The sequence below is a fragment of the Acanthopleuribacter pedis genome (assembly GCF_017377855.1).
Taxonomy (GTDB): Bacteria; Acidobacteriota; Holophagae; order Acanthopleuribacterales; family Acanthopleuribacteraceae; genus Acanthopleuribacter; species Acanthopleuribacter pedis.
Genome location: NZ_JAFREP010000033.1, coordinates 75,602 through 89,776, shown reverse-complemented (window position 1 = coordinate 89,776; position 14,175 = coordinate 75,602). Strand labels below are relative to the sequence as shown.

Sequence of the window (14,175 nt, the reverse complement as noted above, 5' to 3'; positions counted from 1 at the left end):
AACTCGTTTACCAACGGTAGTGGGCAAACGCTTTGTTGGCTTCCGCCATACGGTGGGTATCTTCTTTTTTCTTTACGGCACTACCGCGACCATTGGCGGCGTCCAGAATTTCGGCTGCGAGTTTATCGCGCATGGTTTTTTCACCACGCTTCGACGCATAGTCGATCAGCCAGCGGATTGCGAGGGATGATTGACGACGGGGGCTAACTTCTACCGGTACTTGGTAGGTTGCGCCACCCACACGGCGTGATTTTACTTCCAACATGGGGCGGATGTTTTCCAAACCCTTTTTGAAAACTTTCAAAGGATCTTCACCCGTTTTCGAGCTGATCACTTCAAAAGCACCGTAAGTAATGTTCTGAGCAGTAGACTTCTTGCCGGAGATCATCAAGCAATTGACGAATTTCGCCAAAAGCGTTGAGTTATAAACCGGATCGGGAAGGATCTCGCGGGGCGGAATACTTCTTCTTCTTGGCATGCGCCTCTCCTAATACCTTCTACTTCTTTACCTTCGGGCGCTTGGTGCCGTATTTGGAACGACCGTTGTTACGATCGGCCACACCGACAGAATCCAAGGTACCGCGAATGATGTGGTAACGTACACCTGGCAGATCCTTAACACGACCACCACGGATCAACACAATAGAGTGCTCCTGGAGGTTGTGACCGATGCCGGGAATGTAACTGGTTACCTCAATGCCGTTGGTTAAACGAACACGCGCAACTTTCCGCAGTGCGGAGTTGGGCTTCTTAGGAGTAGTGGTATAAACCCTGGTACAAACGCCGCGGCGCTGGGGGCAGGCATGCAAAGCAGGAGATTTCGTTTTGTCGATCTGCTGCTCACGACCTTTTCGAATAAGCTGATTGATGGTTGGCACTGAAAGACTCCTCAATGTACAACAAAGTTTTTACAGCCCAGGGCGCAAAAACCTGTCGATCCTATCACCACGCCCTAGAGGTGTCAAACAAAAAGATGGGTGTAACAAAATTCTCGCATTGGGATGACTTGGGTTGGGGTTTTGTGGTTTTTTTTGAATTCGGGATGATCCGTTGTTGATTTCTCTGGTGTCAACGCCTTCAGCTCTTTCCTCGCGGTTCCCGGCGAGAAAAGGGCTAAACGCAATCTTTGATTGCGTTAGGAGCGTTTTACCGTTCGTGAACCCCCGGCACCCCGGGTACGAACATTTCCAATGACCGCACCCGGGGCTAATTTATGGAATCCCTTCAGGATTCGTCCAGAGTGGCCGGGCGAGCCCGGCGTTTATTCAAAGCATGGTCCCCGCATGGGGTGGTGCGGCCCGCTTCGGGGGCGCACACGCAAACGCGTGTTTGGGGCGTACCGGGTCATTTAAATTGCCGGCTATTGGTGCAACAAGGCGCGGATCAGCGCGACGTTTCTTGCAAAGGTAGGCCACAGCTGGTCTACCTGAATGTGTTCGTGGTCGGCGTGTTCGCCCGCACCCGGTACGCCCAAACCGTCGAAGACCTTCAAGCCCGCCTTTGCCAGGAAGTTGCCGTCCGAGGCGCCGCCCGCCTTTCCCAACTGAAACGGGATGCCTTGTTGCTCGCATACCGCGGCCAGGTGTCGCCAGGCCTCATGCTCGGCATGCATTGGTGGGATGACCGGTTCATAGGTCATCTTTAGAACAACACCCCGCTCGTCGCGCCAGGCGTTGAGAAAATCCTGTACCTCTTGCCATTGGTTTTCTTCTTCGATGCGCACGTCCACGGCCATGCGCGCGTAACCCGGTCGCGTGTTAACCGCGCTTCCTCCTTGGAGCAGGCCGACATTGACGGTTTTACCCCGAGCTAAGTCGGTTTCCCCTTCCAACACCGGTAACAAACGCGCGGCGGCGGCCAAGGCACTTTTGCCCTCGGCGTAGTGATTGCCCGCGTGGGTCGCTTTGCCAACGAACTCAATGGTGCAACGACCGATCCCCTTGCGATGCTGCTTAAAGGCACCGGCCGCGGTCGGCGGCTCGAATACCAAGGCATAAGCCGCACCAGCCGCCCATTGGCGCACCAGGTTGCGCGAAACGGGGCCCATGGTTTCCTCATCCGGCGAAGATAAGAAGCGGATGCGCGGACCCAAATCGGGAAAGGCTGTATATATATAATGTATGGCCATGATTCCCAAAGGTATACCGGCCTTCATATCGTAAATGCCCGGCGCGAACCAGCGCGCCCCTTCTCGGCGCATGTTGGGAAAGCCGTCCAGCGGCCATACGGTATCGTGGTGGTAGACCATCACCAATTCCGGCGAAGGTGCGTCGGGAAGGGTCCCGACAACCAACGCGGCGGAATCTTCCACCCGCGGCAGTTCGGTTCGGAGACCGATCTCAGCTAAATCGGCCGCGATTAAGGCCGCCATGGCGTCGCAGCGCGCGGGCTCGGCGGTGGGCGACTGACAGCGAACATAGCTGTCAATGCGGCCGTGAAGCCAATCGGCGCGCGTATCAAAAAAACCACGCGCCTCGTTTAAATCGAAGGCGACCAATATTAAAACCTAAACTGAGCGATTCTTGCCGGCAAACTTGCAAAAGTATCGGCGCGCCCTGCGCCGAGAGTTGGGCGGCAAGGTGCCGTAAAAATGCTCGACGTACCTTCCTGCGCTTTTTCCAACACCTTCGCTCCATCCCTCGGCGCGTCCTGCACCGATACTTGCTCAATTACGTCCACCCGAATCGGACACTTTAGGTTAAAGGTTGTTCTCAACCGGCAGACCGGTTTTTGGATCCCAGTACCGCACTTCGACAATCCAAGGGAAGTAAACGTGCAAGCTGGCGGCGACCCCTTGGTGACCACCGCCGTGACCCATGGCGTGAATCAAGTCGTGGGTGACCGGAACGGTGGAACCGGTTTCGGCGATCAGGCGCTCACCGGGGCGAACGGTTCCGTCTTCCTGCAATGCGTAAATCTGATTAAACAGGTTACCCTGTAGTACTTTTACCACGCCCTGGCTGTTTAGAGAACCGTGGTCGTGAACCAAGGTGCCGCCCCCCACGGGCCAGGTCGCCAGGACGATTTCAAAACACTTGGCCTGATGGAGAAGCGTGCGGTGGTAGCCGCTCTCCGGCAAGGGATTGGGTAAGTGTTCCGCCAACCAATCTTCGCCAAGCTCCAAACTCGCCAGGATGCGGGTTAGAGAATCGATACACAAATCCGTTGTGCTTCCACAACAGTCAATTAAGGACGTAATCGAGTCCAATTCTGTAGCTACCTTCATGGTCCCCCCAAAGGTTGTTGTGCCGTTTTCACGGCGATCCGTACCACGGTTCGCGTGGCGTATTGAAAAAGCGTTTTCCCCAAAAAACGCGTTTCAGGGCCGAAGCGGGCAGAGCACAGGGGCGCCATAAAGTAAGTACACGGCAGCCGACACAAACCTCACCTATCCTAACATGCCGCCTCTTAATGGGGAATCCGGCGGGTGGGGTTCCATCTAAGAAGCCGGATAACGGCCGGTAATTTCAGCTAAGCCGCATTGCTCACAAGGATTCGTCGCGAGAAGCTGAAAGCCTTGTAAGTACGAAGATGACGACCGAGAGACGGCACAGGGGGCCGACCTTTGGGCTACAACGGCCTGTCAAAACGCTTGCCGTACCCAACGGGCACGGTCGTGCGTAACCCCTGCTCGCTTTTACCAAACCATGTTACAACAGATCTTTAGAAAAAAAGAACCAACGCTTATCGCGCCACTTAGGTTCAATACGCGAGATCGCCGCGTCGATAGCCCTTGGGAATTTCAAACAATTGTGGCTCAAAATCCTGGCGTCGCTCGATCACGGTGATGGTGCTGGTGGTGACAATTTGGAAACCTTCCTGTTCAATTTCCGAGACGATCTGAATCGGCACACCTTTTAGCTCCCGCATCAATGAACCGAGGATGTAACGCACATCCTGGGGTGGGTTCACCCCTGCCGCGGCATACCATATCCTCAAAAAGGTGCGCGGACTGATGAACACGGGCAATTCAGAGGCGTAGATCTTGGTCGTCAGGCCGAAATCTTCCGGGTAATTCAGCTCAAAGGCGCGACAATTAAAATCACCGATCTTGCGCGTTTCTTTTAGCGGGGTCACGAACTTGCCCCGTTTCACCAGCATCCCGTTCTCTAAGGCGGCCAACCCAAACAACGGCCGTTGCGCCACGCGGCGGTCACTGCCCGAGGTGGCGAAAACGTACTCGCGCTTGCGGTGATCCAGCAAAAACATCGAGTTGATACCCTGCGCGTAGATCATGCTGGTCCCGTCTTTAACGTTGTCGATGCGCATCCGCCGCAGACCGATCCAAATATCGCGATGCTTGACCTCCACGACCCCGTCGGGCAACCGCATCTCTATTTCCTCGCGAAGATAGAAAATGGTTTTTTGGTCCAACTGGAGCAGCAACGCGTGAACGGAAAAAAGGAAGAGCAAGGTCATTAGCGAATCTCGATCATCATCTCGCGCGCCAGCAATTCCCCGTCGGCCAAGGCCATTTCAAAACGCAAGGTATAGGCACCGACGTCCAGTTGTCGGCTCTCCAACACGGGGTGTACCAACACGGTTCCCTGTTGGGTCGCCGACATTTCCTCAGGGAAAAGTTGCCATTCCCGCACCAAAGAATCACCACGAAACACACTAAACACAATGGAGTCGAGAATTTCGCTGGAAGGATTTCCAGAAAGCTCCAGCACGGGGTAAAAAGCGGAACCCTGGCGGATGTTCGGCGACAAATGAAGCGCAAAAGGTTGGTTGCGAATTTGGAACGTGGCTTCTCCCTGACCGATATTCGGGTCCATCAACACAAAGTCGACGACCTGAACGCGATCCTCGGCAACGGATTTGAGTTCAAAGGGGATTTGGTGGTACGAGGTTGCCGCATTATTTTGGTCAACCAGCTCCATTTGCAATACATAACGGTCGGGTTTCAGCACCAGGGCGAAATCCTCGGTGAAATAACTGCCCGCGCGTTCGATTTGTTCTTTTTTGGGAACCAAAATTCGTCGCGAAACCTGCTGGTTGAGCACCTGTTCGCCGGCGGCGTTGATCACGGCGTAACGCAGCAGAAACGGCGCCTCGTACTGCTCGCGATGGTATTGGAAGTCGAGGTTTTTCAAGGGGAAACCCAAGCGCCCCATGAACAAACCCTGGTCCTTACCCCGTTTGAACCAACCGTGGTTGGCCAAAAAGCCGACATCGTTGGATGCGGCGCGGTTAAACTCCGCGGGCGCATCACCCTTGGGCAAACTGGGTGTGGTGGGCACCGCCAGGGTGGAACCTTCCGGTGCTTTTTCAGCCGCTTTACGGCGCGTGAAACCTGGCGTGGTCGGGACCACGACCTTGCCGGTGCCGGCCGGCTCCACCGCACCAATGCGCGGCGTGGCGGCGGCCGGGGTCGCGGCGGGCTCGGGCGTCGTGACAGGCTCCGGCGACGCCGCGGGTTTGGTGGTCACCGCGGTCTGGGTCGGCGTGACGGTCGGTCCACTCACCTGACGCGGCGGAACCAACTGTTCGTCCGGCAATTCGGGCAAGGTATCGGGATCGGCCAAGGTGTAATTTTCTTCGTCCAACGTCTCCACCGGGGCCATTTCCAGCTCGGGGTTCACGATGAACTTGTGCTTCAAGGAGCGAATCCAGTGGGCGGTATAGGGGTCAGTCACCGAATAGTAATCGCCCCATTGGTTAAAAGGAATGAACTGAACACGCAGGCGTTTGGGTCGATAGTCGTAGGGAAGCTCGTGGTAAATCCACAGTTCAGGCCGGTGGTTAAGCAGGCGATTGACGTTGCGAAAACCCATTAAACCCCAATCAATGCGGTACTCAATTTTGGCGGGTTTGCCCAGCAACAGCAAAATATGACTGCGCGGGGTGATCGGTCGCTTGCTTTTGGCTCGCTCGAAATGGGCCATGACGAAGTCGTATCGGGCCAGGTAACCCTCTTTGAAAGGATTGGTATCGTCGTTGAGGTCGGGATCACGCTTGGACCAAAACAACGCGATAAAGCGCTTGCGGTCATGATGGGTACGCAGGCGTTTGCGAAACGTTTTGAGCTCGTCGGAGGTAATGATCAGATCGACTTTGTTCAGCCAATCGCGCTCTTCCTCGTTGAGCTTCAGCCGTTTCTTATTGGCGGCGCTCAACGGGACAACAAACAGCAGCAGGGTTGCAACGATGATCCACGAACATTTCAAGCAATCCTCCTTGGGACACGACCGCCAATCGGGTGCGCACGTCGGAAAACGAACCCACGCGCGCAACATTTAGGACACAGGGTTCACATTCAACAACGCACCAAAAGCGGCGGACTCCCAAAAGGGCTTTCTCCAACACGGGCCGTGTCGGGAACCCCACTGGGTTGATAACCGATGATAGGCTCCATTATTGTCGCCCCGGCCGCATAATGCAAATCAGTGTTGCATGCCTAACAGATTGACGGCGCGCGCTTTAAACAAACAAAACACCTTCCGGCCGACGCTTAGCGCCAACTGTTCGGCACCACGACAGGTGAGCGCCACAACCAGGGGCACCCCGGCGTCAAGCCGGCACAGGACGCGTCCTTCGCGCCGAACCAGCCCGGTCACCACGGCCTGCACCTGGTTTTGTACGGAAATCACGGGCACCCGCTCGGGTACCAGGGCAATTTCGTCGGCGCCAAGCGCCACCATCACCTTTGCGCCGAGGGGGGCCTCAAATCGGGCGGCAAACCAGGGCTCGCCGACGGGAGACAGGACCAACTCGGTGGTGCCCTCCGCCTCTTGGTGCGCCCGAACCACGGCTTCGACCACATTCACCAGCACATGATCGCCCGCGTTGGGCGCCAGCCAGGCGTCCAGACCACCGCCGTGGTAATCGCCGCGAGCCACGAGCCGCCCTCCCTCCATAATCCACACCTGGGAGCCCAATTGCAAAATCTCCCCCAAATCATGGCTGACATACACCATGGGCAAGCGGAAATGATCGCGAACCCGTCGCAAGAACGGAAGAATGCGGTTTTTCCGTCGGTCATCCAAGGCGCTCAAAGGTTCATCGCACAGCAGCAAACGCGGTGAGCACAGCAAGGCCCGCCCGAGCGCCACCCGCTGGGCCTCGCCCCCCGACAGGGAACCCGGCTGCCTGCCCAACAGGGTTTTCAATTCGAGTAGGTCGATGACTTCGTCGGGTTGAATGAAACGTTGATCCGGGGGTACCAGGCGGTGGCCATAAAGCAGATTTTGTTGGACGGAAAGATGGGGAAAGAGGCGGGCATGCTGAAAAATCATGCCGATGCGACGCCGATGCGGCGGTACCCAAATCCCGGCCTCAGGGTCACACAAAACCTGGTCGCCGACTTGAATGCGACCCCGTTGCGGCTTCAACAAACCGGCAACCAGCTTGAGCAAGGTGCTTTTACCACAACCGGATGGACCGAACACCCCGACCACCCCGCTTTCGGCTTGGGCGTTCACGACCAGTTCGAAATCACCGCGCCGAAAGCAGAGATCAAGCGCCAACATGGGCCCCTCCCAAACGAACACGCAGGCGCCGGTTACACACCTCGGAACCCCAGAGCGCGGCCAGGGAAACCGCCAGGGACAAGGCGACCAGAAACCAAACCGTCGCTTCAGCGTCGGGCTGTTGAAGGTAGGTGTAAATCGCCAAGGGTATCGAGCGCGTTTCGCCCTGGATGTTGCCGGCAAAGGTAATGGTGGCACCAAACTCCCCCAGGCAGCGCGCAAAGGCAAGCATGGTCCCGGTCAAAACCCCCGGCGAAGCAAGTGGCAGGGTTATCCCGAAAAAAACGCGCCAAGGCGACGCGCCCAAGCCGGCGGCGGCTTCTTCCAAACGAGGATCAACGAGTTCAACAGCCAAACGCACGGAACGAACCAGCAGGGGGAAGGCAATCACGGCGGCGGCCAGCACGGCGGCAGTCCAGGTAAAAGGGACCAGGATGCCGAAATCGGCCAGCCAACGCCCCAGCCAACCCTTGCGGCTGAAGAGCACCAACAAGAGGTAACCGGTAACCACGGGCGGCAACACAAGCGGGGCGTAACACAAGGCCTCAACCAAGCTTTTACCGGAAAAGGAAAAACGGGCGAGCACGTAAGCAGCGGCCACGGCGGGCACTAGGGCGGCGAGCACGGCACAGATCGCCACGGACAAGGATATTTGCAAAATCTGCCACACCATTTCGTAAGACACGGGCCGCCCCTCAATCGCCGGCGGCTTGCGCCGCGGTGGTGGGTTCGAGCGGCACCAGACCAAAACGCCGCCAAATCGCGGCGGCGTTTTCACCACGGAGATAGGCGACAAAAGCGGTCGCCTCGGGCGCGGCACCGGGCATGGTGGCGATTTGGTAACGGATCGGCTCGTGGTCGTCTTCCGAAAACAGGGTGACCACGTGCAAAGACGCGGCCTGATGCACGTCGCCGGCATAAAGCACGGCCAAATCCACTTGCTGAAGCTCGAGTAATTGTCGGGTATGCCCGGCGTTTTCGGTGGTCACGCGGTAGGGTTGCCAGGCCGTCCAGGTCCCCTGTTTCTGCAACGCCTGTCGGCTGTACCAACCCAAGGGTACGTGGTCGGCATCGGCCAGGGCGATGCGCAGGCCGTCACCTGGCTCGGCCAAGGTCACCGGAACATCGCGATGACTGGCCAGAACCAGACGATTGCCGACCAAGGGATGGACCCGTTCGACCTCGGCACGCTCAGTTAAATAAGTGATCCAGCGAGGATGGGCGCTGATAAAAAGGTCGGCGGCGGCACCGGCCTCAATCTGCCGGGCCAAGACAGAACTGGCGGCGCTGTTGATGCGCACCTCGGCCCCACCCCGCGCACGAAAATCGCCTGAGGCGGCCGCTAAGGGTGCGGCCAAACTGGAGGCCGCATAAAGGTCCACCACGGGGAGCGGATTGGATCGGGAGCATGCCGGCAGCAACAGAACCCAGAGCAAAAACGAACCGAACCCAAGGCGGGCGTGCGGTTTAGGAGAAACTCGATCCGGTGGCGGCGAGATGATCGGGCAAACATTCACGCGGCAAGGTAACCGAAAAACAGGAACCAGGGGTTTTTGGTTTTTTTTCGAGTTCCAGACGGCCGCCCAACAGGCGCGCATACGCCCAGGAAATGTGGAGCCCCAAGCCGATGTCGTTGATGGGTTCCGCTTTACCCTTCCATGGGCCGTCGGCGTCTCCGGGAAATCGCAGCAAGGCTTCAATGGACTCATGTTCTACTCCGGGACCGGCATCGTCGACGGTAATCCTAAAATATCCCTCGCCACATTTCAGCCGCAAAAGCACCTCGCTGCCGACGGGTGAGAATTTGGCGGCATTCTCCAGAATGGGTTCCAGCACATCCCATACCTTGATGGGATCAGCCAAGGTGAGGCAATCAGGGTCCAGCTCACAACGCAAGCGCTGTTGTTTGGCGTCCAAATGGGTTTGAAATTCCTCGGCATGGGCGGCAAGCATTTCACTCAGGTTCACCGGTCGGTTCTCCACGGCGATACGCCCCTCCAGGGCGGCTTCGATCTTTTCGAGCTTTTGAAGCGTGCGCAACATGGTTTCGGCATAACGCCGCAAGTCGCGACCTTGTTCGCCGTAGAGGTCGCCCTCAAGAGAAAGCTTGCCCAGAACCACGGTCAATCGGGTGCGGATGTCCTGGGCGGTAAGCTTCAAAGCCTGCGCATTGCGTTGCTGGGCCTCGAACAAGCGGGTATTTTCCTGTTTCAATCGGTCATTTTGCAGGCACAACTCACGGCGCAGCCGCAGCAAGGAAAGATGGGTCTCCACATGGCGCCAAACGTCCTCGGCTTGCAAGGGCGCGGCGACAAAGTCAAAACTGCCTGGCTGGAAACGGGCCTCAATCTCGCGGCGTCGGCGCACATGACCCAAAATCAACAGAACCCCGCCATCGCGCGCAATCGCTTCCTGGATGGCGCGAATCGAACCGGCCCAATCGGCCCCCAAGAAAGCCACATTCACGAGAACCAAAGTGGGTTCACCGTTCGGTTCGCGGCTCAAAAGCGGCGCGACAGCCTTGGGATGATGGATCTCTAACTGCTCCTCCGCCAGCCGATCAATCAACGATTGATGGTCGGGCGACAGTTCATCGATCATCCAAAATTGTACCAATGGGCACTCCCACATCTTCAGAAGCCGGGCGAGGAAAAAGCGCATGTCGTGGTTCACGACAAAAAGCCGGCAAGGGCTTTACATGATGTATCGGATAAAGGGCGACAGGCGAAGAGGAGAACGACTGTATTTTCAGCATTTTTTCGAACGTGACTCAACAAAAAAACACCTGGCAAAGATCGGAAAGGGTTCGAAATGGGTCTGAGGATGGGCGGGATCCGGCATGGTGTGTTTTGTTTCTTTGGCTTTTCAGGATGCGCGGGGCGGTGAATTGGCGGGGTCCGCGTTGGACGGCGCGGGCGATTTGGCCGGGTATCTCTTTTTGACGCGGTCCGCCACGCAGGTTGCCGGTGCTTCGTTTTATTTCTCAGGATCTTGCGAAGGTTTGAGGATGGGCGATTTTACCCTGTCTCCCCTTTTTAGCTGGATTACGCCGCGGATGATGCCGTCACTTTGTTGATCTCGTTCAACAGTTGTGAGGCCGTGTGCCTTCGCTACCCTGAACCCGCCCGAGCAGTGGTATTTCGATAAAAACGACGCGGCACCGCCACATCCCAATGCGCGCCCCGCCAATACCGTGGGTGGCCGCCAAATCGCTTCCCGTTCATCCAAGGCGTAACCACGCATCGGCTGGCAGAACGGCTCCATCGCCCATCCTCATTTCATCCGAACATCCTTAGAAATTATGCATGGCAACCCATGCCCCCATCGGCACCCCTTCATTCCATCAAAACATCCTGAAAAATAGCGCCTGCCAACTCATGGTACCGGCATCCAAACATCACCCATCAATTCCCTTTCCAAACATCCTCGCCGCCTGTTTGGGGTATACTTCCCCTTTTTGGCGAAGTTCATGCTGAACAGAAGGGTCACTATGGAAGAGAAAATTAATAAAAGCGCGCTGGTGAACGGGATCTGTATCGTCGTCATTATCTTGGGACAGACGGTGGTTCCCGATCCGTTTCGCGAACACGTCTTGGGCGCCGGCTACTTCGGCTTTTCAGGCGCGATCACCAACTGGCTGGCGATCCACATGCTGTTTGAAAAGGTACCCGGTCTCTATGGATCGGGCATTATCCCCCTTAAATTCGAATCGTTTAAAAGCGCCATCCGCAACATGATCATGAATCAGTTCTTCACGGTGGAGAACATCCAAAAATTCATGAAAAACGGCGCGAAGAAACAGATCAATCTCGATCCCATTATCGACAACCTCAATTACGACTACATCTACGATTCTTTTATCGAGGTCATCAAAGCCTCTAAGTTCGGCGGCATGCTCGGCATGCTCGGCGGCACCAAGGCCCTGGAACCCATGCGCGATCCCTTCAAACGCAAACTCCAAGAGAAATTGCGCGAGATCGTCAAGCAACCCGAATTCCTGGAGTCCATTGCCAAAAATGAGGAATCCGCGGGCGAACTGTACGCGGCGTGGCAGGAAAAAATCGAGAGCATGGTCCAAAGCCGCCTCGAGGAACTCACGCCCGAAATGGTCAAACAAATCATTCAGGACATGATTCGCAGTCACCTCGGCTGGCTGGTCGTCTGGGGCGGCGTGTTTGGCGCACTGATCGGCTTCATCACCAGCTTCCTCCCATAGGGTGGCCCGCATTTCTCACAAGGCCTCGTCGCGAGAAGCTGTAACCTTTGGGAGTACGAAGATTATGACAGAGAGCAAACGGAGGCGTAGTTGTACTACGTCGAGAATTGATCGACCGAATAAGCGAAGTAATCGCAAAGGTTTCTGCTTCGTAGCAGAGGCCCTTGTGAGAAATGTGGGCTAGGATCAAACCATGGGTACCTCGCTCCACGATTGGATATTTTTCTACAATCCCTTTTTCGCCTTTGTGATCGGGGCCTGTGTCGGCTCCTTTCTCAACGTGGTGATGTACCGTTATCCGCTGGGCCGCTCGGTGGTTTCACCGGGCTCGGCCTGCCCCAACTGCGAACACGACTTGGCCTGGTACGACAACGTACCCGTCTTCGGCTGGATGTGGCTACTGGGCAAATGCCGTTATTGCAAAATCCCGATCTCGCCGCGTTATCCTTTTTACGAAGCCTTGTACGGCCTAACCACCGCGCTGGCGATTTGGTGGTTCCCCATCCAACAATGGCAGCAAGGTTTGGCGACGGCCGGTTTAATCCTCGCCGGCACACCGATGGTCCTGCTACTGATACGCCACCGCAAGGCCCCTTGGTACTTGATCTTGGTCAGCCTCGCCGCGGTCACCGTTTTGGTTCGCTTCAGGTGGTGGGGCTAACCCGCATTTCTCACAAGGATTCGTCGCGAGAAGCTGAAAGCCTTGTGAGTACGAAGGTTACGACCGAGAGACGGCACAGGCGTAGCAGCGCTACGGCGAAGGCGGCTCGACCGAGTAATGCGGAAGGCCGCCCCCTCGTAATCGCATGGCTTTCAGCTTCGTAGCAGAATTTCTTGTGAGAAATGCGGGCTAAGCCGAGGCGGCGGTTTCTAAATCGTCCTCGGTCAGGAACAGGTTTTTGATGGCCACGCAAGCACCGGTCTCGCGGTCCAAATCGAGGAGACAGCCGCCCAGGCGACAGTCGCCCTTGGCCACTTCAAAACGCAACCGGTTCTGACTCAGAAAACCCTCAATCACCGGCTCCTTGATCATGCCGATCACCGAATCATAGGCACCGGTCATGCCCAAATCGGTTTGGTAACCGGTGTGTCCGTCTAAAATGCGCGCGTCGGCGGTGGGAACATGGGTGTGGGTGCCCCACAGCGCGGAAATGCGTTTGCTAAGGTGCCAACCCAGGGCGGTTTTTTCCGAGGTGGCCTCGGCATGGAAATCGACCAAAATCAGCGGGGTCAGCTCGCGAATCGCGGGCAACAGATTGTCGGCGGTTCGGAAGGGACAATCGTAGGGACGCATAAAGGTGCGTCCGATCAGGTTCATTACGGCCAACTTCTGGCCGCCGCCGCAATCAAACAGGTTGTAACCCAGACCCGGTGCGCCCGGCGGCCAATTGGCGGGAACCAACATGCGGGTGGCGTCATCCATCCAGGTCTCGCCGCCTTTTTTGTCGTAGATATGGTTGCCGGAGGTCATGATATCAACGCCCATGCCCAAAAATTCGCGGTAGGTGTCTTCCAACATGCCGAAACCGCCGGCGGCGTTTTCTACATTCACGACGCTGATATCAAAAGAAAAATGTGCTTTGAGGCGCGGCAGCATGCGCTCCAACAAACGACGCCCAGGGCGGCCGATCACATCACCGACGGCTAAAACCCGTAGCAGATTTTCAGTATTCGGCTGCATCTTTCCCCCAGACGGCCCAAAAGAGAAACCCCGCCTTGACCGTGTGACGAAATACCGTTGAACCTACCTCTGTAGGTGGGTGTCTCCCCCCAGGTTTTAGGCTCCCTGTACAATAGGGCATGCTCACCACCCAGGTTTTCGACTCCCTGAAACGGTGCGTTGGTTCACCATGTCTTTGGTCATCACGAATCAGGCAGGGGTAATTGGAGGCTCTTCATCAAGAGCAGAATCAATCATTTCAAGGAGCGTCTCACGCTCGGCACTGAGCCGGCGGATTTGCTGTTCATAGTGTTCGCGAGCGCGGGTGTATTCATCGGCGAGGTTTAAGGCCGTTAAAACGGCGACACGGACGGAATCAACTGTTTTGGTTGCCGCCCCAACCTCTTCCATCTTTTCGTCGACCATTTTAGCAAGATTTTCGATGTATTGCTTGTTATCTTTGGCGCGGATCAGGTACGTACGCCCGAAGATTTCGACAGGGATCGATTCGCTGTGACCGGTGTTCACGATAAAAGCTCCTGCTCCAAAGCATTTAGCCGAGCCAAGGCATTTTCCAGTTTGCGCTTGGCCAGCTTGCGCTCGTCTTTCATCTGCTTGAGCAGGAAACGATCCTTGTCCATCTCATCCACCTGCGCCCGCAAACTGTTGCACTGGGCTTCCAGCTCGCGGATCAGCAGGTTTTGGCGGTGTACTTCGCGGTCGAGTTCGCGGTTGCTTTGTTGTGCGCTTTGGTAACGCTGAATCAACTCGGCCAACCGCGTTTCAAGGCGCGATGGTTGTTCGTCCATCCCGGCGCTCCTCGTCCT

At 56.5% G+C, this 14,175-nt stretch carries 16 protein-coding genes and 1 other RNA gene; 2 read left to right on the top strand and 15 right to left on the bottom strand.

From position 1 onward, the window contains the following. Window positions 1–7 precede the first annotated feature (7 nt). The 11 genes from rpsG to J3U88_RS27570 all read right to left on the bottom strand — a co-directional run bounded on the left by rpsG (window position 8) and on the right by J3U88_RS27570 (window position 10,736). Window positions 8–478 carry a 30S ribosomal protein S7 gene (gene rpsG / locus J3U88_RS27620; protein WP_207862242.1) on the bottom strand — a complete coding sequence of 157 codons (471 nt, stop codon included), beginning with the start codon at window positions 476–478 and terminating at the stop codon, window positions 8–10. 19 nt (window positions 479–497) lie between these two features. After that, window positions 498–878 (bottom strand): 30S ribosomal protein S12, encoded by a 381-nt coding sequence (gene rpsL / locus J3U88_RS27615; RefSeq protein WP_207862241.1) that lies wholly within the window; start codon window positions 876–878, stop codon window positions 498–500. 482 nt (window positions 879–1,360) lie between these two features. Further along, window positions 1,361–2,497: a M20/M25/M40 family metallo-hydrolase gene (locus J3U88_RS27610; RefSeq protein ID WP_207862240.1), complete on the bottom strand. Its 1,137-nt coding sequence runs from the start codon at window positions 2,495–2,497 to the stop codon at window positions 1,361–1,363. A gap of 201 nt (window positions 2,498–2,698) precedes the next feature. Then, entirely contained in the window at window positions 2,699–3,226 is a 528-nt protein-coding gene (locus tag J3U88_RS27605; protein WP_207862239.1) for a cysteine dioxygenase, read from the bottom strand. 476 nt (window positions 3,227–3,702) lie between these two features. Then, the gene (locus J3U88_RS27600; RefSeq protein WP_207862238.1) at window positions 3,703–4,419 is read right to left on the bottom strand and encodes a hypothetical protein; all 717 of its coding nucleotides are present in this window, start codon (window positions 4,417–4,419) and stop codon (window positions 3,703–3,705) included. After that, window positions 4,419–6,170, bottom strand: a complete 1,752-nt coding sequence (locus J3U88_RS27595) for a GWxTD domain-containing protein (protein WP_207862237.1) — start codon at window positions 6,168–6,170, stop codon at window positions 4,419–4,421. Before J3U88_RS27595 ends, J3U88_RS27600 begins: the two co-directional genes overlap by 1 nt. 216 nt (window positions 6,171–6,386) lie before the next feature. Next, window positions 6,387–7,472 carry a molybdenum ABC transporter ATP-binding protein gene (gene modC, locus J3U88_RS27590; RefSeq protein WP_207862236.1) on the bottom strand — a complete coding sequence of 362 codons (1,086 nt, stop codon included), beginning with the start codon at window positions 7,470–7,472 and terminating at the stop codon, window positions 6,387–6,389. Continuing rightward, window positions 7,459–8,145 carry a molybdate ABC transporter permease subunit gene (modB, locus tag J3U88_RS27585; protein WP_207862279.1) on the bottom strand — a complete coding sequence of 229 codons (687 nt, stop codon included), beginning with the start codon at window positions 8,143–8,145 and terminating at the stop codon, window positions 7,459–7,461. The genes modC and modB overlap by 14 nt, the downstream gene beginning before the upstream one ends. A 22-nt stretch (window positions 8,146–8,167) precedes the next feature. Next, window positions 8,168–8,854 (bottom strand): molybdate ABC transporter substrate-binding protein, encoded by a 687-nt coding sequence (gene modA / locus J3U88_RS27580; RefSeq protein WP_341535202.1) that lies wholly within the window; start codon window positions 8,852–8,854, stop codon window positions 8,168–8,170. An 85-nt stretch (window positions 8,855–8,939) separates the two neighbouring features. Beyond that, window positions 8,940–10,088, bottom strand: coding sequence for a sensor histidine kinase (locus J3U88_RS27575; RefSeq protein ID WP_207862234.1), 1,149 nt, complete (start codon window positions 10,086–10,088; stop codon window positions 8,940–8,942). A 360-nt stretch (window positions 10,089–10,448) separates the two neighbouring features. Next, complete coding sequence (locus J3U88_RS27570) at window positions 10,449–10,736, bottom strand: hypothetical protein (protein ID WP_207862233.1); 288 nt, start codon at window positions 10,734–10,736, stop codon at window positions 10,449–10,451. Between the two features lie 238 nt (window positions 10,737–10,974). Between J3U88_RS27570 and J3U88_RS27565 the strand changes: the two genes are divergently transcribed. Continuing rightward, window positions 10,975–11,688 (top strand): DUF445 domain-containing protein, encoded by a 714-nt coding sequence (locus J3U88_RS27565; RefSeq protein WP_423842088.1) that lies wholly within the window; start codon window positions 10,975–10,977, stop codon window positions 11,686–11,688. A 193-nt stretch (window positions 11,689–11,881) separates the two neighbouring features. Then, window positions 11,882–12,349 (top strand): prepilin peptidase, encoded by a 468-nt coding sequence (locus tag J3U88_RS27560; RefSeq protein WP_207862231.1) that lies wholly within the window; start codon window positions 11,882–11,884, stop codon window positions 12,347–12,349. A 189-nt stretch (window positions 12,350–12,538) separates the two neighbouring features. Here the strand turns inward: J3U88_RS27560 and J3U88_RS27555 are convergent, their stop codons facing one another. From J3U88_RS27555 to J3U88_RS27540, 4 genes are all read right to left on the bottom strand, one after another. After that, window positions 12,539–13,369: a TIGR00282 family metallophosphoesterase gene (locus J3U88_RS27555; protein WP_207862230.1), complete on the bottom strand. Its 831-nt coding sequence runs from the start codon at window positions 13,367–13,369 to the stop codon at window positions 12,539–12,541. Window positions 13,370–13,392: 23 nt separating this feature from the next. Next, window positions 13,393–13,572: non-coding RNA, 6S RNA (gene ssrS / locus J3U88_RS27550), on the bottom strand. Beyond that, a complete protein-coding gene (locus J3U88_RS27545; RefSeq protein WP_207862229.1) occupies window positions 13,559–13,876 on the bottom strand; it encodes a cell division protein ZapA in 318 nt (105 codons plus the stop codon). The genes ssrS and J3U88_RS27545 overlap by 14 nt, the downstream gene beginning before the upstream one ends. Beyond that, window positions 13,873–14,157, bottom strand: coding sequence for a hypothetical protein (locus J3U88_RS27540; RefSeq protein WP_207862228.1), 285 nt, complete (start codon window positions 14,155–14,157; stop codon window positions 13,873–13,875). Before J3U88_RS27540 ends, J3U88_RS27545 begins: the two co-directional genes overlap by 4 nt. Window positions 14,158–14,175: the final 18 nt, after the last annotated feature.